This is a genomic window from Geodermatophilus amargosae (assembly GCF_900116515.1).
GTDB lineage: Bacteria > Actinomycetota > Actinomycetes > Mycobacteriales > Geodermatophilaceae > Geodermatophilus > Geodermatophilus amargosae.
Genome location: NZ_FPBA01000015.1, coordinates 43480 through 67734 on the forward strand (window position 1 = coordinate 43480; position 24255 = coordinate 67734).

The window sequence follows — 24255 nt, forward strand, 5'->3', positions numbered from 1 at the left end:
CCCCGGGTGCGCGTCCACCGAGTGGGACGAGGAGCAGCCATGACCCAGGAACTGTCGACCCTGGCTGACCGCGTGACCGGCACGGTCGTCCGTCCGGGGGACCCGCAGTACGAGGAGGCGCGGCGCGTCTACAACGGGATGGTCGACGCGCGCCCCGCCGGGATCGTCCGCTGTGCGACGGAGGAGGACGTCGTCGCCGTGGTGCGGTACGCGGCCGAGAGCCGGAGGGACCTCACCGTCCGCGGCGGCGGGCACAGCGTGCCGGGGTTCGGCACGGGCGACGGGGCGGTCGTCGCCGACCTCTCGCCGATGCAGTCGGTACAGGTCGACGACGCGCACCGCACCGCGACGGCCGGCGGTGGCGTCACCTGGGGCCGGTTCAACGACGTCACCGGGGCCCACGGCCTGGCCACGCCCGGCGGCATCGTCTCCACCACGGGGATCGCCGGGCTGACGCTCGGGGGCGGCATCGGCTACCTCAACCGGGCGCACGGGCTGTCCTGCGACAACCTGCTGTCGGCGCGCGTGGTCACCGCCGACGGCGACCGGCTGACGGCGAGCGAGGACGAGAACGCCGACCTGTTCTGGGCGCTGCGCGGCGGCGGCGGCAACTTCGGCGTCGTCACCGACTTCACCTACCGGCTGCACCCGGTCGGCGACGTGCTGGTCGGGCTCGTGTTCTTCGAGCTCTCCGACGGGCCTGCCGTCTTCCGCTTCTTCGACGACGTGCTCGACGAGGCGCCGCCGGAGTACGGCGGCTACCCGGCCATGCGCCTGGGGCCGCCGCTGCCGTTCATCCCCGAGGACCGCGTCGGGCACCCCTTCGCGGTGATCGTGTCCTGCTGGACCGGCGACCTCGACGCCGGCCAGCGGTTCCTCGGCCGGTTCCGCCAGGTGGCCGCCCCGGCCGCCGAGATGGTGGCGCCGATGCCCTACCCGGCCATCAACGCGCTGTTCGACCCGCTGCTGCCGCCCGGCCTGCAGCACTACTGGAAGAACGCCTTCGTCGCCGAGCTCACCGACGACCTGATCGCCGCGCACATGGAGATGGGCGCCCGGATGCCGGCCATCACCTGCGCGATGCACATGTACACGCTGACCGGCGCGGTGCAGGACGTGCCCTCCGACGCGACGGCGTTCGGCCACCGCGACGCCCGCTACGTGGCCAACATCGCCGGCATGTGGCACGACCCGGCGGAGAACGAGGCCAACACCGCCTGGGTGCGCGACTACTACGCCGCGATCGCGCCGCACTCCCAGGCCGGCGGGTACGTCAACTTCGCCTCGCCGGACGACCAGCACAGGGCACTGGCCGACTACGGCGTCAACCACCAGCGGCTGACCGAGGTCAAGCGCCGTCACGACCCCGGCAACCTGTTCCACCTGAACCAGAACATCGAGCCCTCCCCGGTGCCGGCGCCGCGGGGGAGCACGGGCTGAGGCGCTCCCGGCGTCGCCGGCCGGCGCTAGCGTCCACGGTGTGACGACGACCACACCCACGGTCCGGACCTCCGCCGGCCCGGTGCAGGGCACCAGCCGCGACGGCGTGCACGCCTTCCTCGGCATCCCGTACGCGGCGCCGCCCTTCGGCCCGCGGCGCTTCGCCGCGCCGCGGGCGCCCGAGCCGTGGGACGGCGTCCGGCCGGCCACCGAGTACGGGCCGACGGTGCCCAAGCCGCCCTACGCGCCGCCCTACGACGTGCTGCTGCCCGAGCCGCAGATCCCGGGCGAGGACTGCCTCAACGTCAACGTCTGGACCCCCGACCCGGGCGCCTCCGGGCTGCCGGTGTTCGTGTGGATCCACGGCGGCGCCTTCGTCAACGGCTCCAACGCGGTGCCGGTGTACGACGGCACGGCCTTCGCCCGCGACGGCGTCGTCTGCGTGAGCGTCAACTACCGGCTCGGCGTCGACGGGTTCGCCCACTTCGCCGACGACGGCCCGCCCAACCGCGGCCTGCTCGACCAGGTGGCCGCGCTGCGCTGGGTGCAGGAGAACGTCGCGGCGTTCGGCGGTGACCCGGCCCGGGTCACCGTGGGAGGCGAGTCCGCGGGCGCGATGAGCGTGGGCTCCCTGCTGGCGATGCCGTCGGCGCGGGGGCTGTTCGGCCGGGCGGTGCTGCAGAGCGGCGCCGGCCACCACGCGCTGACCCCGGCGACGGCGACCCGGATCTGCGGCTACCTCGCCGAGCGGCTGGCCGTGCCGCCGACGCGGGAGGCGCTGGCCGCCGTCGCGATCCCGGACCTGATCGCCGCCCAGCAGGGGCTGGCCGCCGAGATCGCGGTCATGCCCGACCCCGCCCGCTTCGGCGAGGTGGCGGCCAACCTCATGGCCTTCGAACCGGTCGTCGACGGCGAGGTCCTGCCCGACCTGCCGATCCGGGCGATCGCGGGCGGGTCGGCCCGCGACGTCCCCGTGCTGGTCGGCGCCAACCGCGACGAGCAGCGGCTCTTCCTCGTGCCCAACGGCGTGGTGGACATGGTCAACGACCAGTTGCTGGAGCTGGCCGTGGGCGGGTACGGCCTCCCGGCCGGCCGGGCGCTCGAGGTCTACCGCGCGTCGCGTCCCGGGGCGACGGCGGGGGAGCTGCTGGCCGACGTCGCCACCGACTGGTTCTTCCGGCTGCCGGCGATCCGGCTGGCCGAGGCGGCGACGCAGGCAGGAGGGGGCACCGGCGGTCGGGCGTGGGTGTACGAGTTCTCCTGGCCCTCTCCGCAGTTCGGCGGCCGCCTCGGTGCCTGCCACGCCCTCGAGATCGGGTTCACCTTCGACACGCTGGCGCACGAGGCGCACGGGGTCCTGACCGGTGACGTCGCACCGCAGGAGCTGGCCGACGCGATGCACGGCGCGTGGGTGCGGTTCATCAGCGACGGCGACCCGGGCTGGGCGCCCTACGACGTACAGCGGCGGCCGGTGCAGGACTTCGGCGCGGAGGTCCGGCTGGTCGAGGACCCGCGGGGCGCCGAGCGCTCCCTCTGGGACGGGATCCGCTAGCCCGGCTGCCGCGCGGCCGGCGTCGATCGGGACGGGAGCTGCCGGGGGTCACGGCCCGCGGCGATGCGCGCGAGGGCCCGCAGGGCCGCCAGCGCGCCCACCGGCTCGATCGCCGACGGCGAGGCGCCCGGGTGCTGCGGCGCGATGCGGACCCGCAGGGCGGCCGGCCGCACCCGGAAGGTGACCGGCGGCTCGAGCACGGCCGCCTCGCCGTCGATGCCCACCGGCACCGGCAGCGTCGCGTCGACGCGGAACCCGGGGGTCTCCCACTGGCGCCAGGGGCGCCGCCGGGGCCGCGCGCGACGGTCGGGCGGGTCGACCACCGTCACCCCGAGCAGGCCCTGGTCGAGGGCCGGGCGGGTGCCCGCGCCGGCCGCCCCGCCCAGCCGGTACTGGTTGTTCCCCACGAGGATCACCGCCGCGCCCCGCATGGTCCGGCCGCCCGGGGTGGTCCAGGAGAGGTCCCGCGACCCGCCCTGCTCGCCCAGGGAGCGCGGCACCGCGTCGAGCAGGGTGCGCACCTTCGCCGCGCGGTAGCCCTCGCGCGCTACGGCCTCGGCGTACACGCCCAGCGAGACGTTGTTGACGAAGACCCGGCCGTTGACCTCGGCGAGGTCGACGACCCGCTCCCGGCCGTCCACGAGGGCGTCGAGCGCCCCCACCACGTCGGACCGGTCCACGCCGAGGTCGACGGCGAAGTGGTTGCGCGTCCCCGCGGGGATGCACGCGTAGGGGAGGCCGGCGTCGGCGGCGAGCGCGGCCACCACCGCCTGCGACCCGTCACCGCCGGCCATGCCGACGGCGTCGGCACCGGCGTCCACCGCGGTCCGCACGAGCGCCGCCAGGTCCTCGCCCGGCCGCAGCTCGCGCACGTCGATGCCCCGGTCGCGGGCGGCCTCGGCGAGTCCGACGCGGGTCGCCCGGCCGTCCCCCGAGCGCGGGTTGACGACGAGGACCGGCCGCCGGGGCCGCTCCGCGGCGGGGAGCTCCACGTCCGGCCGGAAGGCCGAGCGGGCCGCCGCGTGCCAGACGACGGCGCCCAGACCGAGCAGGAGCAGGGTGCGCAGGTAGCCCTCGTCGACGAGCAGGAGGACGCCGCCGGCCAGGGCCGCACCGGCGACGACGAGACCGGCGACCCGGCCCCAGCCGCGGCGGAGCACGCCCTCCCACGCACCCGCCGCGACCAGCGCGCCGCAGCCCAGCAGGAGCACGCCCCGCGGGAAGTCGTGGAGCGCAGCCTGCACGCTCAGCACCGCCACCCACGCCGCGGCGGCCAGGGCCACGACGGCGGTGGTGCGGCGGCGGCGGCGGGAGGGGCGCCGTGCGCGGGCCGGGACGTCACGTCCCCGCGGGGTCCGGCGGAGCGTGCGCTGGGGACCGGACATCGGCGGCCGCCTCCCGTCCGAGGGCTCCCGGTGAGGACAGTGTGGCGCTGCGGTGCGGGGGACGGGCCGGTGCAGGCAGCGCCGCGTCAGATCCCGCACTCGTCGCTGAGGTAGGCGTCCACGCGGTCGCCGGCCTCGGTCATCCCGCCCTCGGCCTGCTCGAGGGCCTCCAGCGACCCGAGGTCGGTGACGTCGACCTGTCCGAAGGCGTCGGCCATCCGGTCGAGGCCGGCCGCCAGCGCGCTCCAGTCCGACGCGATCGCCGCGGGGGGCTCGATGCCGCGCAGGTCGACCGCGATCTGGCGGAACGCCTCGGCCGGCGACGGGTCGTCCCCGCTGTCGGCCAGGGCCGCGTCGACCCGCTCGTCGATCCCGGCGGCCTGCGCGCAGAAGTCCTCTCCGCCGGCCGCCGTCCCCTCCTCGCCCTGCTCCGCCGCGGGCGTCGTCGCGGGGTCGGCGTCGGAGCCCCCGCCGCCGCACGCGGTCAGCAGGACGACGGCGGCCGCGCCGCCCATCCCGACGCGGACCAGGTCCAGGCGGGACGGGTGCGGGGTGCGCACGGTGCGGGACATGGCTGCCTCCGGGCTCGGACGGGACCTGACCGGTCCGAGCGTGCGCCGGAGGAGCGCTCCCGCATCAGCGGGCTGGCCCCGGGGCGGGCAGGGGGCTGACCCCGTGGTGGGGGCCGTGCGCCGCTGCCAGGCTCGGCCCGTGACACCGCGGGTGGTGATCGTCGACGACCACGCCCCCTTCCGGTCGCTGGCCCGCCGGCTGCTCGTCGCGGGCGGTCTCTCGGTCGTGGGCGAGGCGGCCGACGGTGCCGGTGCCCTCGCCGCGGTCCGCGCCCTCGCGCCCGACGTCGTCCTGCTGGACGTGCAGCTGCCCGACCTCGACGGCTTCGCGGTCGCCGAGCTGCTGGCCGGGGAACCGGACGCGCCCGTGGTCGTGCTGGTCTCCAGCCGGGCGCTGCTGGACTACGGCTCCCGCGTGGCTGCCAGCACGGCGCGCGGCTTCATCGCCAAGGCCGACCTCAGCAGCGAGACACTGCTGCACGTGATCCGCGGACCAGGACGGCCGGTCCCGTGCAGCGGCTGAGGCGCCGCACGCGCGCGACCCTGGCCGCCGCCGGGGCCGCCGCTGGTGTGGCGGCGGCCGGCGCGCTGGTGTGGGGTGGCTACCGGGTGCCTGCCGACCTGTTGGCACCGACGCTCGTGCTCGACCTCGCCGTCGGCTGGTCCTTCATCGGGGTGGGTCTGGTGGCGTGGACGCGCCGCCCGGACAGCCGGACCGGGCTCCTCATGGTCGTGCTGGGGTTCGCCTGGTTCGCCCGCTTCGCGGTGGCCGTCGACACCAGGACCGGTTTCGTGGTGGGCGTCCTGGTCGGCTCGGTGCACCTCAGTGTCCTGGTGCACCTCCTGGTGACCTTTCCCGGCGGGCGGGTGCAGGACCGCGGCCAGCGGGTGCTGGTGACGGTCGGCTACCTGCTCTCCGCGCCGCTGGACGCGGTGTTCCTCGTCGTCTTCGGGGCGCAGCGGCAGCTGGGGGAGGGACCGCCGCCCAACGGCCTGGTCATCGCGCCGAGCAACGGGGAGTTCGACCCCTCCGGCGTCGACCTGGCCGTGCAGGGCGTGGTCGTCGTCCTGTTCGTGTCCCTGCTGGCGACGGTGTTCACCCGATGGCGCTCGGCCGGACCGGCGCAGCGCCGCGGCCTCACCCCCGGCGCACTGGGCGCCGCCCTGATCGTCGTGACGATCCTCGTCGAGCGCACGGCGGTCCTGCTGCTCATCCCGCCCGCCGTGGGCGTCGCGCTGGCGTGGTCGGCCGAGGTCGTCCTCGTCGTCTGGCCGCTGGCGCTGCTGCTGGGGCTGCTGCGCAGCCAGCTCGACCGCTCGGCGGTGAGCCGCCTCATCGTGGAGCTCGGCGCCGGGCTGCCGGTGCCGGAGCGGCTGCGCAGCGCGCTGGCAGCCACGCTGCACGACCCGTCGCTGGAGTTGGCCTACTGGTTGCCGGAGCGCCGCACCTTCGTCGACCCCGCCGGTGCCCCCGTCCGGGTCGCCCCCGCCCGCGACCGGGCGCTGACCTACCTGGAGCGCGACGGCCGGCAGATCGCGGTGCTGGTGCACGATCCGGCGCTCGCGGGGGAGCCCGAGCTGGTGGCGGCCGTCGCGGCCGGGGCCGGGCTCGCGGTCGAGAACGACCGGCTGCACGCCGAGGTGCGCAGCCGGCTGCGGGAGGTGCAGGCGTCGAGGGCGCGCATCGTCGAGGCGGCCGACGGGGCGCGCCGCCGGGTGGAGCGCGACCTGCACGACGGCGCCCAGCAGCGGCTGGTCACCGTCGCCCTGGCCCTGCGGCTGGCACGGACCCAGGTGGGGACCGCCAGCAGCGCGGAACTGGCCGCCCTCCTCGACGAGGCGGGCGCGGAGCTGGCCGGCGCCCTCGACGAGCTGCGGGAGCTGGCCCGCGGCATTCATCCCGTGCTGCTGACCGATGCCGGCCTCGGCCCCGCCCTGGAGTCGCTCGCCGAGCGCTGCCCGGTGCCTGCCGTGGTCGCCGCGGTGCCCGCCCGGCGGTGGGCGGAGGCGGTGGAGCAGACCTGCTACTTCGTGGTGTCCGAGGCGCTGGCCAACGCGGTCAAGCACGCAGGGGCCGCGCAGGTCGTCGTCGAGGTGCGCGAGACCGCCGGCCGCCTGCGGGTCGAGGTCGGCGACGACGGCGCCGGCGGGGCCGACGTGAGCGGCTCGGGGCTGCGCGGGCTGGCCGACCGGGTGGCCACGCTCGGCGGGGAGCTGACCGTGCACAGTCCGCGGAGCGGCGGCACCCGGGTGATCGCGACGGTCCCGTGCGCGTGATGGTCGCCGACGACGCGGCGCTGTTCCGGGCGGGCATCTCGCGGCTGCTCGCCGACGCCGGGTTCGACGTCACCGCGCAGGTCGGTGACGCCGTCGCGCTCCTGGCCGCCGTCGACCGGGACCCGCCGGACGCCGTCGTCGTCGACATCCGGATGCCGCCCACCCACACCACCGAGGGCCTGGACGCCGCGCGGACCCTCACCGAGCGCCACCCCGGTACCGGCGTGCTGGTGCTGTCGGCGTACGTGGAGCCGCACTACGCGATGCAGCTGGTCGAGTCCGGCGCCTCGGGGACGGGGTACCTGCTCAAGGAGCGGGTCGCCGACGCCGGCGAGCTCGCCGACGCCGTCCGCCGGGTGGCCGCGGGGGGAGTGGTGATCGACCCCGGCGTCGTGGCGCAGCTGGTCGGTCGCCGCCGGGTGCACGACCCGCTCGAGGCGCTCTCGGAGCGGGAGCGCGAGGTCCTGGCCGTGATGGCGGAGGGCCGGTCCAACCAGGCGATCTGCGAGCGGCTGTTCCTGAGCCCCAAGACGGTCGAGGCCTACGTGCACAACGTGTTCACCAAGCTGGACCTGCACCAGGCGGCCGACGCGAACCGGCGGGTGCTGGCCGTGCTGGCCTACCTGCGCGCCTGAGGACCCGCCGGTGGACGACCGCGCGCCCGGCCGGCGGCGGCTCGTCCTGCTCACCGCGGGGCTGTGCGTCGGGCTCGTCGCCTGGAACAACGTGGTCGTCCCCTCCCTGCCGGGCCGCCCCGCCTCCGCGGTGACCGCGAACGCGGCGGCCACCGCGCTGCTCCTGGCCACGGCCAGGTGGGTCGGCCTGTCCTGGGACGAGCTGGGGCTCGGCCGGCGCCGGCTGCCCGCCGGGGCGCGGTGGGGCGGGGTCTGCGCGGCGCTGGTCCTCACCGCCTACGCGGTGGCCCTCGGCACGCCGGTCCTGCGCCCGCTGCTCGCCGACGCGCGGGTCGAGGACCTGAGCGGCGCCCAGGTCGCGGTCCGGGCGCTGGTGCGCGTCCCGCTCGGCACCGTCGTCTGGGAGGAGGTCGCCTTCCGGGGCGTGCTGTTGGCCGCGGCGTGCCGCGTGCTCCCGCTCCCGGCGGCCACGGCCCTGTCCTGCGCGGTCTTCGGCCTCTGGCACGTCCGTCCCGCACTCAGCGGCCTGGCGGCGAACGGCGTCGCGAGCGGCCTCCCCGGGACCGGCACGGCGGTCCTGCTGACCTGCCTGTGGACGGCGGCCGCCGGGCTGCTGTTCACCTGGCTGCGGCTGCGCAGCGGCAGCCTCCTCGCGCCCGCACTGCTGCACCTGGCGACCAACTCCCTCGGCGTGCTCGCCGCCGCCGCGGCCTCCCGTGCCGGGTGAGGGCCGGCGGGGCCGGTCACGAGCCGGTCCCGAGGAGGTCGCGCAGCTGCTCGGCCCGCTCGGCGTCCCAGTCCGGCGGCTGGAGGACCTGCGCCCAGGCGTCGACGTACTGGGACGTGTACACGTGGCCGTGCCCGTCCGGGACGTTGCCGGCGAACGGGAGGTCGGCCGTCACCTGCCAGAACGTGACGAACGGGATCCACCGCATCGCGTCGACGACGTCGTCGCCGCGGTGCTCCTCCAGCCAGGTCGGGCGGGCGTAGGCCAGCTCCGGGGTCCACCATACGACGGGGTCGGAGGCGTGCAGCAGGTACAGCACGCGGGAGCCGTCCCACGGCGCGGTCGCGGGCGCCACGGCCCGGGAGGGGTCGTCGGTGAAGCGGACCGTGCGGCCGTCCCGGTACACCGGCTCGATCTCGGGGCTTCCCTCGTCGCGGTCGTCGACGAACTCCCGGAACAGCGTGTTGAACTCCGGCGGCCCGGCGAACACCGCGCCCCCGGTCCGGTTGCGCAGGTCGTACTCGCCGCTGAACGCGGTCTCCCCGCCGAAGGAGCCCAGGCTCTCGCCCGCCACGAACAGCCGGGGCCGGTCGTCGAGCGGCAGCCGGTTCCAGCGCTCGTACACCGCGTCGAAGAGCTCCCGCCCGGCCTCGCGGGCCCGGTCGCTGTCGACGAGGTAGGAGACGAACGACGGGAGGTAGGAGTACTGGATCGCCACCGCGGCGCTGTCGCCACCGGACAGGTACTCGACGGAGTCCACCGCCCCGGGGTCGACCCAGCCCGACCCCGTGGTGGTGACGACGACGAGGACCGCGCGGTCCAGACCGCCGGCGCGCTCGAGGTCGTCGACGGCGAGGCGCGCGCGCAGCTCCGCCGTGGGCGCGGAGTCGAGCCCGGCGTAGGCACGCACCGGCTGCGGAGCGGGAGCACCGGTGAACGCGGTGATCTGGGCGGCCGACGGACCGGTCCCCACGAACGTGCGGCCCTCGCGGCCGAGGGACCCCCAGCCGACCAGGGACCCCGGACCTCCCGACCGCTCGGCCGCGGTGGGCCGGACGACGCCGGCGTCGGTGCGGTCGTTACGGACGGAAAAGGCCGCGTCCACGGCCGCGACCAGCCGGTCGACCACGACCCCGTTGAGCAGGAGCACCGAGCCCACCACGACGACGGCCCAGCCGACCGCCCGCGCCGCGCGGGCGCCGATCCACCGGTCGAGCAGCAGCGTGACCCAGCCGCCGACGCGCCGCACCGCGCGGGCCAGCGCGACCAGCACGACGAACACCGCCCCGGCGACCAGCGGCACCACCACCACGGACAGTGCACTGTCGGCGGGGGCGTCCATCAGCTCCCGGATGCGCGCCTGCCAGTAGCGGCCGTACACGGTGGCCGCGACGAAGGAGACGAGCGCGACCCCGGCGAGGACCAGCCAGGAGCGCCGCCGGGTCGGCCGCACGTCCCGGTCCACGACCGCCCGCCACGCCGCGGCGGCCACCACCCCGACGGCGTAGCCGAAGGCGGCGGTGATCCCGCTGATCAGGCCCTGGGTGAGCCCGGTCCGCGGCAGCAGCGACGGGGTGAGCGACACGCACAGGAACACCAGGGTCCCCGTGAGGCCGGGCAGCGTGTAGCGGAACGGCCGCCGGCGCGGGCGCCGCCGGACCGTGGGCCGGGCACGCTCCGGGGGGTCCTCGGGGACCGGAGGCCGGCCGGCCCGGGCGTCCTGCTCCCGGAGCCGCAGTCGGGTGCTCGGCATGGCGGCCTCCGTCGGGGGGAGCGGGCAACGGGACCGAGGCTCCCCGCGAGGGGAGGGTGCGACCAGCGGGCAGCCCCTCGACCGGCATGGGGGCTGACCCTGCAGTGCGCTCCCGGTCCGCACCGGCGGTCTACGATGGGAGGAGCACCGGCTCCGAGCCGTGCACCGCTGGGCCGACGACGGGGTGCCCTTGCGGTCGGCCCGCCGGCAGTCGACCGGCAGCTCCGCGGTCTCGCGGGCGCGGGTCCCTCCGCACCCATCCCGCGAGATCTGGATGGGCGGGCTGCGGCCTGCGAGCCCCTCCGGGTGTCGCCGTGCGGTGCCCTCGGCCGGTGGCCGGCCGGTGCGCCAGCGTCCCGACGGGGGACCCGTGCCGGGCAGTAAGAGGAGAGGTGTTCGTGGCTCGACCAGGCCGGCGCCCGACGGGCACGCGCCGCACCGCCCCGCGCAACACGCGGCGCGACCGGGAGGACCTCGACCTCATCTCGGTGCTCGCCCGCACCGTGCGCGAGGTCGAGGCCGCCGCGGAGCGCGGGCGGGTGACGCCGTCGGTGCGCACCCGCTTCCAGGTCGTCGCGCTGCTGCTGCGCGAGGAGCACGCCCGGGTGCGAGCGGACGAGGGCGGCAGCGACGCCCGCCGCGCCGAGCAGCTCAAGCGTCTCGACGGCGTCGCCACGATCCTCGCGAAGACCGCCGTCCGCGACGCCGGGCTCCTCGCGCTGCTCTCCGAGGACGCCGTCGTCTCCGACGCCGCGCGGGCGCTGCGGCAGGACGTGCTCCGGTCCGTCGGGCTCGAGTCGCCTCCCGAGGAGGCCCCGCCGGCCGAGCCGGTGCCCGCGGCGCCCGCGCCCGAGCGGGTCGTGCCGCAGTCGGTCATCTCACGGCAGCTGGCCAACCCCTTCCTCGCTCCCGACTTCTCCGCCGCCCGGCCGACCGCGCCGCGCCCGCAGCGCCTGGCCGGGTGGGAGCTGCTCGGCCCGCTCCTGCGGTCCTTCGAGCGCGCCGGCGGCGGGGACCCGGCGGGCATGGCCCTGCCGGCGCCGACGTCCCGGCAGGCCGCGGGTGGCCGGGAGCTCATGCCCCACCAGGCGCGGCTGGTCGCGGCCGCCGCCTCCGGCCACCGCACCTTCCTGCTCGCCGACGAGCCGGGCCTGGGCAAGACGGCGCAGGCGCTGCTGTCCGCGGAGGCGGCGGGCGCTTTCCCGCTGCTCGTCGTCGTGCCGAACGTCGTCAAGACCAACTGGGCGCGCGAGGCGGGCATCTGGACGCCGCACCGCCCGGCCACCGTGATCCACGGCAACGGCGACACGATCGACGGGTTCGCCGACATCGTCGTCGTCAACTACGAGGTGCTCGACCGCCACGTCGGGTGGCTCGGCGACTTCGGCTTCCGCGGGATGGTCGTCGACGAGGCGCACTTCATCAAGAACCGGACGTCGCAGCGGTCCCAGCACGTCCTGGAGCTCTCGCAGCGCATCCGGTCCCGCACGACGCGGCCGCTGCTCATGGCCCTCACCGGCACCCCGCTGATCAACGACATCGACGACTTCCGGGCCATCTGGCAGTTCCTCGGCTGGATCGACGAGAGCAAGCCGCTCGGCGAGCTGATGGAGGCGCTGGAGGGGACCGGCCTGACCCCCGCCGACCCCGGTTTCTACGCCGCGGCCCGCCGGTGCGTCGTCGACATGGGCATCGTGCGGCGCCGCAAGGTCGACGTCGCCGCCGACATCCCCGCCCGCCGCATCGCCGACCTCCCCGTCGAGCTGGAGGGGGCCGCCGGCCGGTCGATCCGCGCCGCCGAGCGCGACCTCGCCCGCCGGATGGTGGCGCAGTACGAGCGCGCGCTGGCCAACCGCGGGTCCGGTCCCGGTGAGGGGATCGACCTCGACCTCGTGCGCCGGGTGGCCCGCTCGGAGCAGAAGGAGGCCGCCACCGCGGCGTCCGGCGAGAACGTGTTCACGATGATGCGGCGCATCGGCCAGGCCAAGGCGGGGCTGGCCGCCGACTACGCCGCCCAGCTCGCCCGCAGCGCCGGCAAGGTCGTCTTCTTCGCCAAGCACGTCGACGTCATGGACGCCGCCGAGGACGTCTTCACCCGGCAGGGCGTCCGGTTCTCCTCGATCCGCGGCGACCAGACGTCGCGGTCGCGGCAGGAGAACATCGACGCGTTCGTCAACGACCCCGGCGTCGCCGTCGCGGTCTGCTCGCTCACCGCCGCCGGCGTGGGGATCAACCTGCAGGTCGCCTCCGACATCGTGCTCGCCGAGCTGTCCTGGACCGACGCCGAGCAGACCCAGGCCATCGACCGCAGCCACCGCATCGGCCAGACCGAGCCGGTCACCGCGTGGCGCATCATCGCCGCGCAGACCATCGACGCCCGGATCGCCGAGCTGATCGACAGCAAGGCGGGGCTGGCCGCCCGGGCGCTCGACGGGTCGGACGAGGAGGTCGGGTCCTCGGCCGACGTGCAGCTCGAGGCGCTCGTCGCACTGCTGACCGACGCGCTGGCGGCGGAAGCGCCCTCGGCCCTGCCGAGCGCGGCGCAGACGGGCACCTGACGCGCGCCGGACGGTCCCCGCGATCACCGGAGCCCTCCCGGTCAGCCGACCGGGAGGGCTCCTCTGCGTCGCGGCGTGGCTTAACCGACCCGAAACGCCGGGGGTCGGAGCGCGAAACGACCCGCTCCTAGGTTTCCGCCCAGCCGCACGCCGGGACGGCGGACCCCACCGCGCTGGGCCGAGAGCGCAGCCGAGATACGGAGACCCGATGACCTTCCGCTTCCGCGCCGTGCGCGTCGGAGCCCTGCTGATCGCCGCTGCCGTGCTGCTCACGGCGTGCGGGTCCGGCGACGACGAGTCGGCAGCCGCCAGCGGCGGGGACGCCGGCTTCGGCGACCTCACGCTGCAGCTGTCGTGGATCAAGAACGCCGAGTTCGCCGGCGAGTTCTTCGCCGACACCAACGGCTACTACGAGGAGGCCGGGTTCGGCTCGGTGACGATGGACCCCGGTCCGGGCGCCATCGAGACCCTCGTGGCCACCGAGGACGCCGACTTCGGCCTGAGCAACGCCGTCTCCACCGCCCAGGTCATCGCCGAGGAGGACGCCCCGCTGCGGATCGTCGGCACCAAGTTCCAGAAGAACCCCTTCACGATCCTGTCGCTCGCCGACGGCGGGGACATCGCGACGCCGCAGGACCTGGTCGGCAAGCGGATCGGCGTGCAGGCCGGCGGCAACGAGACGCTGTTCGACGCGCTGCTCGAGGTCAACGGCATCGACCCGGCCAGCGTGGAGAAGGTGCCGGTCGAGTACGACCCCGCGCCGCTCATCGACGGCGAGGTCGACGGCTTCCTGGCCTATCTGACCAACGAGTCGATCACCGTGCAGGCGCAGGGCATCGAGGTGACGAACCTGCCCTTCGCCGACAACGGGCTGCCGTTCGTCGCGGAGTCGGTCATCACCACCGAGCGGATGATCGCCGAGGAGCCCGAGCGGGTGCAGGCGTTCCTGGAGGCCGAGATCCGCGGCTGGCAGGACGCCCTGGCCGACCCCGCAGAGGGCGCGCGCCTGGCGGTCGAGGAGTACGGCGCGGACCTGCAGCTCGACATGGCCAAGGAGCTCGAGCAGTCGGAGGTCCAGGCCGGGCTGATCGTCACGCCCGACGTCGAGGCCAACGGCCTGTTCACCGTCTCCGACGAGCTCATCGAGCAGAACATGGCCACCCTCGCCGCGGCCGGCATCGACATCGAGGCCGAGGACCTGTTCGACCTGTCCCTGCTCGAGCAGCTGCTCGAGGAGAAGCCCGAGCTCACCGAGCTCCCCTCCTGACCGGACCGGACCCGCACGAGAGGCACTCCATGACCGACGTCGTCACGACGTCGACGAGCGCCGGTGCCGGGGGAGCGGTCTCCCTCGGCACCGGCGTGCGGATCGACTCGCTGACCAAGGACTTCCGGGTCGGCCGCCGCACCGTCCAGGCCCTCGCGGACGCCACGCTGTGGACCGACAAGGGCAGCTTCCTGTCCCTGCTCGGGCCCTCGGGCTGCGGCAAGTCCACGATCCTGCGGATCCTCGCCGGCCTGGAGGAGCCGACGTCCGGGACGGCGCTGGTCGAGGGCCGCACTCCCCTGCAGCTGCGCCGCGGCCACGAGCTGGGGATCGCCTTCCAGGACTCCGCGCTGCTGCCGTGGCGGTCGGTGCTGTCGAACATCCGGCTGCCGTTCGAGGTCTCCGGACGCCGGGCCGACGACGGGCTCGTGGCCGAGATGATCAGGCTGGTCGGCCTGGAGGGCTTCGAGAAGGCCAAGCCCGCGCAGCTGTCGGGCGGCATGCGCCAGCGGGTCTCGATCGCGCGGGCGCTGGTGGTCCGGCCGTCGGTGCTGCTGCTCGACGAGCCCTTCGGTGCCCTGGACGACATGACGCGGCAGCGGCTGAACGTCGAGCTGCTGCGGATCTGGACGGAGAAGCCCGCGACCACGCTGATGGTCACCCACGGCATCTCCGAGGCGATCTTCCTGTCCGACCGGGTCGCGGTGATGAGCGCGCGCCCCGGGCGGGTCCAGGAGGTCATCGAGGTGGACCTGCCGCGGCCGCGGACACCGGACCTGATGCGCACGCCGGAGTTCCACGCCCTGCACGACCGGGCCTCGGAGCTGCTCTTCGACGGCGCGGCCGCCGCGCCGGGGGAGGACTGAGTGCGCCTCTCCCGCGCATCGGTCCGCTCGCTGCGCACCGGCGTCCTCGGCATCGTCGCGCTGGTCGCCCTGTGGTGGCTGGCGGCCGCCACCGTGCTCTCCGGCGCACGGATCCCGACGCCTGACGGCGTGGTGGCCACCGCGGTCGACGACGGCCTCGGCTTCTACGCGCTGCACTTCGGGATGACGCTGCAGGAGGCCGCGGTCGGGTTCGCCTACGGCACCGTCGCCGGCCTCGTCGTCGCCTCGCTCGTGCTGCTGCTGCCCGTCGCCGAGCGGGTCCTCATGCAGGTCGCGGTGCTGAGCTACTGCGTGCCGCTGGTGGCGATCGCGCCGGTGCTGTTCATCGTCATCGGCAACCCCGACGAGGGGCAGCGCTCCGGCACCGCCACCGCGCTGGCCGCCCTGTCGGTCTTCTTCACCACCGTCGTCGGCACGGTGCTCGGGCTGCGCTCCGCCGACCGGTCGAGCCTGGACGTGGTGAGCGTCTTCGGCGGCGGGCGGGTGCGCCGGCTGGTGAAGGTGCAGCTGGTCGCGGCGCTGCCCTCGATCCTCGGCGCCATGCGGATCGGCGCGCCCGCGGCGTTCCTGGGCGCGATCCTCGGCGAGTACGTCGGGGGAGTGCAGCGTGGCGTCGCGCTCGTCCTCAAGATCGCCCAGCAGAACGTCGACGTCGAGCAGGCCTGGGCGGTCGGCATCGGCTGCGCCCTGGTGGCCGGCGCCTTCTACGCCCTGTTCGGCCTGGTCGGCCGACTGGTCACGCCGTGGTCCCGCGGGGCCGCGTCATGACCGCGTTGCTGCCCGGGGCCGAGGAGGCGACCGCCCCGGTCGCCGGCCGGACCGGCTCGACGCTGCGGGCGGTGGTCCGCCAGGTCGCCACCACGGTGCTGGTGATCGGTGTGGTGGTGCTGCTCTGGGTCGTCGCGCTGCGCGTCTGGGACGTCTCGCCCTACGTCGGCAAGACACCGGCGGAGGTGTGGACCACCCTCTTCGGCGACGACGACTCCGCCGAGCTCCGCACCGAGATCTGGGCGCTGCTGCAGCAGACCCTGACCGACGCCGCCGTCGGGTTCGCCGCCGGCATGCTGACGGCGGTCGTGCTGGCGGCGGTCGTCGTCCGGTCGAAGGCGCTCGAGGGCGCGGTGATGCCGGTGGCGCTGGTGCTGCAGACCGTCCCGCTCATCGCGCTGGCGCCGATCCTCATCCTGCTCGTCGGCCGCGGCTACGGCGTCGTCGCCATCATGAGCGCGATCGTCGTGCTGTTCCCGGCGCTGGTGAACATCGTGCTGGGCCTGCGCTCGGTGACGCCGCAGATGCGCGACCTGGTGCTGGTCTACGGCGGGTCGCCGTCGACCGTGCTGCTCAAGGTCGGCTTCCCCTCCGCCCTGCCCGCGCTGTTCGCCTCGGTGCGGATCGCGGTGCCCGGCGCGCTCACCGGCGCGCTGCTCGCCGAGTGGCTCGCCACCGGCAAGGGCATCGGCTACGCCGTCGTCTCCGCCGCCAACCGCTCGCAGAACGCGCGCGTGTGGGCGCTGGTCGTCGTCGTCAGCCTCACCGCGCTGCTGCTCTACCTGGTCGCCCAGCTGGTGGAGACCGCCGTCCTCGGCCGGTTCGGACGACCGGGGGGCGCCCGGTGAGCGCCCCGGCGAGCAGAGCTGCCGGCGTGCACTCCACGCCGGTGCCGGCCGACCCGGCCGTCGACGCGATGGTGGCCGCGCTGCCCAAGGTCAGCCTGCACTGCCACCTCATCGGCAGCGTGGCCCCGCAGACCGTGGTCGACCTCGCCCGCAAGCACGCAGTGGCCCTCGGCCGGTCGGCCGACGACCTCTACGACCACTCGAGCTACGAGGACCTCGGCGAGTTCCTCCGCGTGCTCGACGTGATCGGCTCGCTGATCCGCGACGTCGAGGACTTCTCCCGCGTGACCTACGAGTCGCTGACCGCCGGCGGTGCCGACCACGGGGTGCTCTACCGCGAGGTGCACCTGAGCCCGCCCGGCCACCCCGGCGTGCCGTACCCGCGGATCCTGGAAGGCGTCCTGGCCGGTGCGCGCGCCGCGGAGGCCGACACCGGGATCCGGGCCGGCTTCGTGGTCGGCATCTGCCGGGAGCGCAGCGGCGCGGCCGCCGTCGAGCTGGTCGAGCAGGTGGTGGAGCACCGGGCCGACGAGGTGCTCGGCATCGGCCTGGACTACGCGGAGGTCAACGGCCCGCCGGCCCGCTTCGCCGAGGCGTTCCGGCTCGCCGGGCGCGCCGGGCTGCGGCGGACGGCGCACTCCGAGTCGGGCCCGCCGCACCACGTCGAGGTCCTCCTGGACGAGCTGGGCTGCAGCCGGGTGGACCACGGCTACCACGTGGTCGACGACCCGGCGATCACCGCGCGGTGCGTGGCGGAGCGGGTGCCCTTCACCTGCACCCCGGTCGGCTCCGACATCGGCCGCTACTCCGGCAGCGGCGACGGCACGCACCGGCGGATCGCGGAGATGGTCGACGCCGGGCTGCTCGTGACGATCGACAGCGACGACCCGCCGATGTTCGGCACCGACCCGACCCACGACCACCGCGTCCTCGCGCACGCGCTCGGCTGGCGCCGCGACCGGCTCGCCGCCCTCACCCGCAACGCCGTCGAGGCCTGCTGGCTCGACGACGCCGACAAGGCCGCCCTGCTCGCCCGCGTCGAGGCCGCGGTGGCCGCCACCCCCGACGCGCCGCCCGCCCTCCAGGAGGACCCCGCATGAGCACGCCGTTCACCGTCCCGACCGTCGACGTCTCGCCCTACGTCGGGGCCGGCACCCCGGAGGAGCGCGCGGCGGCGGCCGCGGCGTTCGACGAGGCGGCTCGCACCGTGGGCTTCGTGCAGGTGGTCGGCCACGGCGTCCCGACCGCCGTCACCGACGCCTTCGCCGCCGCCCTCGACGAGTTCTTCGCCCTCCCGCTGGAGGTGAAGAAGCGCTACCGCACGCCGCCGGCGGTCAACCGCGGCTACGCCCCGCCCAAGACCGAGTCGCTGAGCCTCAGCCTCGGACTCGCGCCGTCCAACCGGATGCACGACTTCTTCGAGGCGTTCAACGTGGGTGCGGCGGTCTCGGACTTCCCGGGGCTCGACCTGCCGGAGGCCGACTACCCCGAGAACGTCTGGCCGGCCGAGGCGCCGTCGTTCCGCGACGCCGTCTCGGCGTACTCCGCGGAGGCCTCGCGGGTGGCGCGCACCCTGACCACGCTGTTCGCCGACGCGCTCGGCCTGCCGGAGGGCTTCTTCGAGCGCCACACCGACCACAGCCTCGACGTGCTCCGGATGAACAACTACGCCCTCGAGCCCGGCGGGCTCGAGCTCGACGGCGACCTGACCGGCATGGGGGAGCACACCGACTACGGCATCGTCACGGTGCTGTGGGCCGACCAGGTCGCCGGCCTGCAGGTGCTCGGCCGCGACGGCGGCTGGCACGACGTCATGCCGGCCGACGGCGCGCTGCTGATCAACCTCGGCGACCTGATGGCGCGGTGGACCAACGACCGCTGGATGTCGACCCTGCACCGGGTCAAGCCGCCGATCGTGGACGGCACGATCCAGCGGCGGCGCAGCGCGGCGTTCTTCCACGACGGCAACGTCGACGCCCTCGTCGAGACCCTGCCGACCTGCGTCGGCGAGGGCTCGCCGTACCCGCCGATCACCGTCGGCGAGCACATCCGCGCCAAGCTCGCCGGCTCGCGGGCCGGCGTGGCCAACGCCGACGCCGACCGCGAGGCCGCGCGGGTGCTGGCGGCGCAGGGCGGCGCCTGAGGACCCTCCGGCGCGGACGGCACCCCTGCAGCGGGTCCGGGCGCCCTACGGTGCGGCGCCATGGCGCAGCGGACGACGCTCCTGGCGGTCACCTCGGCGCAGCTGGCGGCGCAGGCGGCCGGCCACGTCGTCGCACTGCGGCGGCGCCGGTACTTCGACGTCCCGTTCATGACGGGGAGCCCCGAGCACCTGGTCCGGGACTGGCTGTGGTTCGGCACCGCCTACAGCGCGCCCCCGTACCTGCTCGGGCTCGAGGTCTGGGCCCTCGGCCGGCTGCTCCGCGGGCCGGACGACCGTGCGCGCTGGGTGCTGCGGTGGCTGGGCACCGGCCTGACGCTGGGCTACCTCAGCGAGCGGTGCAGCCGCGTCCGGGTCCGCCCGGGCGGCCTCGACCCGGTCGAGACGCCGGTCGTCGTGGTCGGGTGGGGCTGCGCGGCGGCGCTGGCCGTCCTCGCCCGCCGCTGAGCGTCGGCGGACCCGGCTCAGGGCACCCGCCAGGACCACTGCCGCCGGCCCAGGCGGTCGAGGAGCCGGGGGAGGGAGATCGGCCGTCGGCCGTCGGCCGGGACGGGGACCGCCGCGGCCAGTCGGTCGACCTCCGCCGCGAGTGCGGCCCGCCTCCCCTCGAGCGCCGCGACGTCGGCGAGCAGAGCGGCCCGGCGCGTTCCCGCGTCACGATCGAGGCGCTCGCGGGCCGCGGCCGCCTCGTCGTCCGCCCGCCGCCGCTCGTCCCGTCCGGTCTCCATCACGCGGAGGACCTCGTCCCGGGCCTGCAGCCGGGCGACGTCCGCATCGTCCCGGGCCCGCTGCCGGATCCGGCCGGCGTGCTCGGCGGCCCGCTGTTCGACCAGCCGCGCCTCCTCGAGCAGTGCGTCGGCCGCCGCGCGGGCGTCCGCGACCACCCGCTCGGCCCCGGCGGTCGACTCGGCGAGCCGGGCCGCCGCGTCGGCGAGCAGCTGCCCGGCGCGGTCCTCGGCGCCGGCCAGCACCTGCTCCGCGCGGGCGACCGTCCGCGCGGCCTCCGCGGCGGCGGCGGTGCGATCGGCCTCGGCCTCGGCCCGCAGGCCCTCGGCCTCGTCGGCCGCCACGGCGAGCACCGACCCGATCCGGGAGGACAGCCGGAGGGACTCCGCGCCTCCGCACGAGTGGGCCAGCAACCGCTGGGCGTCCTCGAGGTCGGCCCTGGTCCGCAGGTGCCGTGTCAGGAGGTGCTCGCGCTCGCGGTCCGCGGTGGCGAGCTCGTCCTCGGCCCACCGGACGTAGGTGTCGACCTGGAATCGGTCGTAGCCGGCCACGACCCGGCGGAACGCCGGCGCGGCCTCGAGGACCGTGGGCAGGTCGCCCGAGACGTCGGGGCGCCGGCGGCCGGCCTCGTCGTCGGTGTGCAGCTCGGTGGTCGTCATCCCTGCCTCCCTCCGCGGGACCCGTCCCGGGTGCCGGGACGCTAGGGCGGTCCGGGGGCATGCGGCCCGGTGCGGGGCGGAGATCACCGGGGGGAGCGCGTCGGGCCGCCTGATCGGGTTCAGCCGCGCACGGCCGTCGCGGAGCGTGACTCGCCCGGCCGGGTGGAGCGGCCCGGCGCGGGACCCGTGGGCCCGCGGCGTGCCGCACCCTCGTCCCATGACGCCGGATCCGCCCCTCCGCCCGGGGAGCATGACCGCCTCGCCGTGGGCCGGCTGGGAGGACGTCCTGACCGGGCTGCTGCTCCTGGTCCTGTTCCTGGCGGTCGGAGTCGCCGTCGTCCTGTGGAGCGCGGCGGTGCGGGCGAGCTCGAGCGGGCGCGCGGAATGGCAGGCCGAGCTCGACGCGCGGTCGGCCGGCCGACGGCACCCGGGGACCGGTGCGGAGTCCGATCACGTCGGGGACGTCGAACGCGGTCGCTTCCCGGGGGGAGTGCCGTCCGGCGCGTGCCGACGGCGGACCAGCCACCAGGCGAGCGCGTAGCCGACCCCTGCCAGACCGGCAGCCGGCGCCCACAGCCAGCCGGAGGTGATCGCGCCGAGGCAGTTCCTCAGCACCGTCCGCTCCTCGTCGCGGGCCGCGCGCGACAGTGCCTCGGAGGCGGGTCCCTCGGCGTCCCCCCGGGCGACGGCCACGTCGGCGCCGCGCTGCCGGGCCTCGTCGCTCTCGAGGGCACCGGCCGCCACCGCCGCACTGGCGCGGCAGGTGCGCCCGGCGTCGGTCGCGGCGAGGGCGGCCTGGAGGACGGGCGCGAGGACGAGCGTGGCCGCGAGGGCGGCCACCGCCGACACCGCGGCGAGCTCGGCCCGCACGCGCGGCGTGGGTGCCCCGCCCGCGGGCAGGCGGAAGAACGCCGCCAGCACCAGCAGCAGGGCGATCCCGGTGGCCGCGGCCAGCCAGTCCCACTCGCCCTGACCCCCGAAGGTGAGCGCGACGACGGCGGCCAGCGCCGTGCCGAGGAGCGCCGCCCGGTCGACGTCGCGGTCGGTGCGGGTGCCGGCACTCACCCGACGGCACCGGTGCACGCGTGCGGGGGACCGGGGGCGGGACGACGCCCGGCTCCTCCTCCGGACAGCGGGGCGTGCACCACGGCCGGCACCTCCGTCCCGTCGGGACACCGGCGGACCGGTCCCCGGGTCATCTCACCGGAGCGGGGCCCGTCCGGGAAGCGCCCTCGGGACGGCGGGCCGGGGGGACGGTGCGGCGATCCGACGTGCCGATGGACCGGCTGCGCGGGGACCCCACCCCAGCGCCGTCGGAGGAGCTCTGCCCCGCCCGTGTCTGGGAGCATGCGCCGAGGACCGACGACGGCCCGCCGAGTGTCTGGGGTGCCCATGGCCGATGCGCGATCCGGCGGGCACGTGGTGCTCGAGACGGCAGACGGGACGGCCTTCGGCTCGCTGCGGCGCCGCCCCACGCCCCGCGCGGAGCGGTACGCCCTCGGACGACGGCTGCGCCAGCAGGTGCCCAGGTCCGCTCTGGGGCGGTGGACCCCTCCCGCCGACCGGCACGACGTGGTCGACCAGATCCGGGCGTCCCACGTCGGGCGGGTGGACCGGCTCATACCCGTCCGGGTCGCCCGGATGACCGCCTCGCCGTACGGCTTCCTGCGCGGGACGGCCGTGGTGATGGCGGCCGACGTCGCCGGGCTCCCGGCCACCGGGATCCGGCCGGTCATCTGCGGCGACGCGCACCTGGGCAACTTCGGCTTCTACGCCTCTCCCGAGCGCGACCTGGTCATCGACCTCAACGACTTCGACGAGGCACATCCCGGCGGCTGGGAGTGGGACCTGCGCCGGCTGGCCGCGAGCATCTGGGTGGCCGGGCGGCAGAACTCGGCCACCGAGGAGCAGTGCAGCCGCGCGGTCGCGTCCATGGCGCGCAGGTACCGGGAGCACCTGCACCGGCTGTCCGGCGAGCCGCTCCTGGCGCGGTCGTTCGACCGGCTCGACGTCAGCCGGCTCCGCGCGACGGCGACGGACCGGTCGCTGCGCACGGAGATCGAGCGGACCGCGCGCCGGGCACGCAGACGGGTGAGCGACCGGGCCCTTCCCCGGTTCACCGAGGAGGGTGCGGAGGGACGGCGCATCGTCGAGGAGCCGCCGCTGATCACCCGACTCGACCCCGACGAACGGGACCAGGTGGCCGACGGCCTCGACGCCTACGTCGGCACGCTGCCCCCGCACTGGCGGCGGGTGCTCAGCGGGTACACCCTCGTCGACGTCGCCCACAAGGTCGTCGGGGTGGGCAGCGTCGGACTGCGCGCCTTCGTCGCGCTGTGCGAGGGCAGCAGCGCCGACGACGTCGTGTTCCTGCAGCTCAAGCAGGCGCGCCGCTCGGTCCTGGCGCCGTACGTCCACGGGGACTCCGCCTGGCACGCCCACCAGGGCCAGCGGGTCGTGGAGTACCAGCAGGCGCTGCAGACGGTCAGCGACCCGCTGCTGGGGTGGACCAGCATCGCCGGCCGCCAGTACTACGTCCGCCAGTTCCGGAACATGAAGGGCACCATCGCGGTCGACGCGCTGGACGCCTCCGCGCTCGGCGACTACGCGGGCGTCTGCGGCCGGCTGCTGGCCAAGGGGCACGCCCGGACGAGCGGCGCCTCGATGATCGACGGCTACGTGGGCGCCTCGGACAAGCTCGACGTGGCGCTCTGCCGCTTCGCCCGGGCCTACGCCGACCAGACCGAGCACGACCACGAGATCCTCGTGCGTGCGGTCGCCCGCGGTGCGCTTCCCACCGAGACGGGAGCCTGACGGCGGTCGCTGACGGCGGCCGGTGGGCGGCGTTGTGGTCCAGGTCACCCGCCGATACGGTCCAGACGGGTCGTCCCCGTGGGGGCGAGCGAGAGGACCGAAGCGCTCCGGACCACCGAGCAGAGGTGCTGGCCATGTCCGCCGTACCCCGCACACCACCCGGCCCGGGTGACCTGCGCGGCGGGTCTGCCGCACTCCCCGGCACGAGGGGTGCGGGCGCGTGACCGGGCCCAGCATGCCGCTGGACCCCGATCGCAACCTCGCCCTGGAACTGGTCCGCGCCACCGAGGCGGCGGCCATCTCGTCGGCCCGGTACGTCGGCCGGGGGGACAAGAACCAGGTCGACGCCGCGGCCGTCGACGCGATGCGGCCGGTGCTCGGCACCGTCGGCATGTCCGGGGTCGTCGTCATCGGCGAGGGCGAGAAGGACGAGGCGCCGATGCTCTTCAACGGGGAGCGGGTCGGCGACGGCTCGGGCCCGGAGGTCGACATCGCCGTCGACCCGGTGGACGGCACGACCGCCGCCGCGAAGGGACTGCCCGACGCCGTGGCGGTCGTGGGCCTGTCCGAGCGGGGCACGATGTTCGACCCGGGGCCCTGCGTCTACATGCACAAGCTGGTCGTCCCGGGCGCCGCCGCCGGCGCCGTCGACCCCGAGGCCCCCATCGCCGACGTCCTCGCGACGGTGGCCCGCGCGCTCGGCAAGCGGCAGGAGGACCTCACGGTCGCCGTCCTCGACCGTCCCCGGCACGAGGACCTCGTGGCCGAGATCCGCCGCGCGGGAGCGGCGGTCAGGTCGCTGCTCGACGGCGACGTCGCCGGTGCCATCGCCGTGGGGCAACCGGACTCCGGGGTCGACCTGCTGGTCGGCGTCGGCGGAACGCCCGAGGGCGTGATCGCCGCCTGCGCGCTGCGGTGCAGCGACGGGGAGATCTTCGGGCGGCTGCGGCCCCGGGACGACGCCGAACGGGCCGCCGCACTCGACTTCGGGCACGACCTCGACCGCGTCCTCACCACCACGGACCTCGTGTCGGGCGACGACGTCTTCTTCGGCGCCACGGGTGTCACCACCGGGGCGCTGCTGCGCGGCGTCCGCTTCCAGCAGGACGCGGTGGTCACCCAGTCGCTGTCCATGCGATCGAGGTCCGGGGCGATCCGCGTCATCGAGACCCGGCACGACCGCAGCCGCTCCAACCTCATCCGCCACTGACCAGGCGCCGCGACGT

21 protein-coding genes are annotated in these 24255 nt (G+C 75.8%); 16 read left to right on the forward strand and 5 right to left on the reverse strand.

From position 1 onward, the window contains the following. The first annotated feature begins 39 nt into the window (after positions 1-39). Positions 40-1440, forward strand: a complete 1401-nt coding sequence (locus BM414_RS18175; RefSeq protein WP_093581594.1) for an FAD-binding oxidoreductase — start codon at positions 40-42, stop codon at positions 1438-1440. A 40-nt stretch (positions 1441-1480) separates the two neighbouring features. Further along, a complete protein-coding gene (locus BM414_RS18180) occupies positions 1481-2992 on the forward strand; it encodes a carboxylesterase/lipase family protein (protein WP_093581596.1) in 1512 nt (503 codons plus the stop codon). On the opposite strand, the gene BM414_RS18185 is transcribed toward BM414_RS18180, so the two are convergent. Together BM414_RS18185 and BM414_RS18190 are read right to left on the reverse strand one after the other, a co-directional pair. Beyond that, positions 2989-4377: a diacylglycerol/lipid kinase family protein gene (locus BM414_RS18185; RefSeq protein WP_093581598.1), complete on the reverse strand. Its 1389-nt coding sequence runs from the start codon at positions 4375-4377 to the stop codon at positions 2989-2991. The two genes, BM414_RS18180 and BM414_RS18185, sit on opposite strands and share 4 nt — an antisense overlap. 86 nt (positions 4378-4463) lie before the next feature. Next, positions 4464-4949 carry a hypothetical protein gene (locus BM414_RS18190; RefSeq protein WP_093581600.1) on the reverse strand — a complete coding sequence of 162 codons (486 nt, stop codon included), beginning with the start codon at positions 4947-4949 and terminating at the stop codon, positions 4464-4466. A gap of 139 nt (positions 4950-5088) precedes the next feature. Between BM414_RS18190 and BM414_RS18195 the strand changes: the two genes are divergently transcribed. The 4 genes from BM414_RS18195 to BM414_RS18210 are packed head-to-tail and all read left to right on the forward strand — an operon-like array spanning position 5089 to position 8588. After that, positions 5089-5472 carry a response regulator gene (locus BM414_RS18195; protein WP_093581602.1) on the forward strand — a complete coding sequence of 128 codons (384 nt, stop codon included), beginning with the start codon at positions 5089-5091 and terminating at the stop codon, positions 5470-5472. Then, a complete protein-coding gene (locus BM414_RS18200; protein ID WP_093581603.1) occupies positions 5460-7226 on the forward strand; it encodes a sensor histidine kinase in 1767 nt (588 codons plus the stop codon). The genes BM414_RS18195 and BM414_RS18200 overlap by 13 nt, the downstream gene beginning before the upstream one ends. Then, the gene (locus BM414_RS18205) at positions 7226-7861 is read left to right on the forward strand and encodes a LuxR C-terminal-related transcriptional regulator (RefSeq protein WP_245784814.1); all 636 of its coding nucleotides are present in this window, start codon (positions 7226-7228) and stop codon (positions 7859-7861) included. Before BM414_RS18200 ends, BM414_RS18205 begins: the two co-directional genes overlap by 1 nt. A 10-nt stretch (positions 7862-7871) precedes the next feature. Continuing rightward, the gene (locus tag BM414_RS18210) at positions 7872-8588 is read left to right on the forward strand and encodes a CPBP family intramembrane glutamic endopeptidase (RefSeq protein WP_245784815.1); all 717 of its coding nucleotides are present in this window, start codon (positions 7872-7874) and stop codon (positions 8586-8588) included. A 16-nt stretch (positions 8589-8604) separates the two neighbouring features. Here BM414_RS18210 and BM414_RS18215 read toward each other — a convergent pair whose 3' ends face one another. Beyond that, complete coding sequence (locus tag BM414_RS18215; RefSeq protein ID WP_175551672.1) at positions 8605-10341, reverse strand: alpha/beta hydrolase; 1737 nt, start codon at positions 10339-10341, stop codon at positions 8605-8607. Positions 10342-10739: 398 nt separating this feature from the next. Here BM414_RS18215 and BM414_RS18220 point away from each other — a divergent pair, with 398 nt between their 5' ends. The 8 genes from BM414_RS18220 to BM414_RS18255 all read left to right on the forward strand — a co-directional run bounded on the left by BM414_RS18220 (position 10740) and on the right by BM414_RS18255 (position 19277). Beyond that, positions 10740-12899 (forward strand): DEAD/DEAH box helicase, encoded by a 2160-nt coding sequence (locus tag BM414_RS18220; protein WP_093581758.1) that lies wholly within the window; start codon positions 10740-10742, stop codon positions 12897-12899. 208 nt (positions 12900-13107) lie between these two features. After that, entirely contained in the window at positions 13108-14166 is a 1059-nt protein-coding gene (locus BM414_RS18225) for an ABC transporter substrate-binding protein (protein ID WP_093581607.1), read from the forward strand. Between the two features lie 29 nt (positions 14167-14195). After that, a complete protein-coding gene (locus BM414_RS18230; protein WP_093581609.1) occupies positions 14196-15032 on the forward strand; it encodes an ABC transporter ATP-binding protein in 837 nt (278 codons plus the stop codon). Then, a complete protein-coding gene (locus BM414_RS18235; protein ID WP_093581611.1) occupies positions 15033-15821 on the forward strand; it encodes an ABC transporter permease in 789 nt (262 codons plus the stop codon). Then, on the forward strand, positions 15818-16669 hold the full coding sequence (locus tag BM414_RS18240; protein WP_093581760.1) for an ABC transporter permease: 852 nt from the start codon (positions 15818-15820) through the stop codon (positions 16667-16669). Before BM414_RS18235 ends, BM414_RS18240 begins: the two co-directional genes overlap by 4 nt. Further along, positions 16666-17769, forward strand: a complete 1104-nt coding sequence (add, locus tag BM414_RS18245; RefSeq protein ID WP_217644797.1) for an adenosine deaminase — start codon at positions 16666-16668, stop codon at positions 17767-17769. The genes BM414_RS18240 and add overlap by 4 nt, the downstream gene beginning before the upstream one ends. Further along, the gene (locus BM414_RS18250; protein ID WP_093581613.1) at positions 17766-18812 is read left to right on the forward strand and encodes an isopenicillin N synthase family dioxygenase; all 1047 of its coding nucleotides are present in this window, start codon (positions 17766-17768) and stop codon (positions 18810-18812) included. The genes add and BM414_RS18250 overlap by 4 nt, the downstream gene beginning before the upstream one ends. A gap of 60 nt (positions 18813-18872) precedes the next feature. Then, positions 18873-19277 carry a hypothetical protein gene (locus BM414_RS18255; RefSeq protein ID WP_093581615.1) on the forward strand — a complete coding sequence of 135 codons (405 nt, stop codon included), beginning with the start codon at positions 18873-18875 and terminating at the stop codon, positions 19275-19277. A gap of 17 nt (positions 19278-19294) precedes the next feature. On the opposite strand, the gene BM414_RS18260 is transcribed toward BM414_RS18255, so the two are convergent. Next, positions 19295-20215 carry a hypothetical protein gene (locus BM414_RS18260; protein ID WP_093581617.1) on the reverse strand — a complete coding sequence of 307 codons (921 nt, stop codon included), beginning with the start codon at positions 20213-20215 and terminating at the stop codon, positions 19295-19297. Between the two features lie 450 nt (positions 20216-20665). After that, the gene (locus BM414_RS18265) at positions 20666-21280 is read right to left on the reverse strand and encodes a hypothetical protein (protein ID WP_139245941.1); all 615 of its coding nucleotides are present in this window, start codon (positions 21278-21280) and stop codon (positions 20666-20668) included. A 327-nt stretch (positions 21281-21607) separates the two neighbouring features. On the opposite strand from BM414_RS18265, the gene BM414_RS18270 reads away from it, so the two are divergent. Further along, positions 21608-23029, forward strand: coding sequence for a DUF2252 domain-containing protein (locus BM414_RS18270; RefSeq protein ID WP_093581620.1), 1422 nt, complete (start codon positions 21608-21610; stop codon positions 23027-23029). 220 nt (positions 23030-23249) lie between these two features. After that, positions 23250-24239 carry a class II fructose-bisphosphatase gene (gene glpX / locus BM414_RS18275; protein WP_281246757.1) on the forward strand — a complete coding sequence of 330 codons (990 nt, stop codon included), beginning with the start codon at positions 23250-23252 and terminating at the stop codon, positions 24237-24239. The last annotated feature ends 16 nt before the right edge of the window (positions 24240-24255 follow it).

What these genes read in the sequence shown, in the direction of transcription:
- BM414_RS18205 (WP_245784814.1), top strand. Translation starts at nt 7,226, where the DNA reads ATGGTCGCCGACGACGCGGCGCTGTTCCGGGCGGGCATCTCGCGGCTG.
- BM414_RS18250 (WP_093581613.1), top strand. Translation starts at nt 17,766, where the DNA reads ATGAGCACGCCGTTCACCGTCCCGACCGTCGACGTCTCGCCCTACGTC.
- BM414_RS18270 (WP_093581620.1), top strand. Translation starts at nt 21,608, where the DNA reads ATGGCCGATGCGCGATCCGGCGGGCACGTGGTGCTCGAGACGGCAGAC.
- BM414_RS18215 (WP_175551672.1), bottom strand. Translation starts at nt 10,341, where the DNA reads ATGCCGAGCACCCGACTGCGGCTCCGGGAGCAGGACGCCCGGGCCGGC.
- BM414_RS18255 (WP_093581615.1), top strand. Translation starts at nt 18,873, where the DNA reads ATGGCGCAGCGGACGACGCTCCTGGCGGTCACCTCGGCGCAGCTGGCG.
- BM414_RS18225 (WP_093581607.1), top strand. Translation starts at nt 13,108, where the DNA reads ATGACCTTCCGCTTCCGCGCCGTGCGCGTCGGAGCCCTGCTGATCGCC.
- BM414_RS18190 (WP_093581600.1), bottom strand. Translation starts at nt 4,949, where the DNA reads ATGTCCCGCACCGTGCGCACCCCGCACCCGTCCCGCCTGGACCTGGTC.
- BM414_RS18260 (WP_093581617.1), bottom strand. Translation starts at nt 20,215, where the DNA reads ATGACGACCACCGAGCTGCACACCGACGACGAGGCCGGCCGCCGGCGC.
- BM414_RS18185 (WP_093581598.1), bottom strand. Translation starts at nt 4,377, where the DNA reads ATGTCCGGTCCCCAGCGCACGCTCCGCCGGACCCCGCGGGGACGTGAC.
- BM414_RS18175 (WP_093581594.1), top strand. Translation starts at nt 40, where the DNA reads ATGACCCAGGAACTGTCGACCCTGGCTGACCGCGTGACCGGCACGGTC.
- BM414_RS18230 (WP_093581609.1), top strand. Translation starts at nt 14,196, where the DNA reads ATGACCGACGTCGTCACGACGTCGACGAGCGCCGGTGCCGGGGGAGCG.
- BM414_RS18240 (WP_093581760.1), top strand. Translation starts at nt 15,818, where the DNA reads ATGACCGCGTTGCTGCCCGGGGCCGAGGAGGCGACCGCCCCGGTCGCC.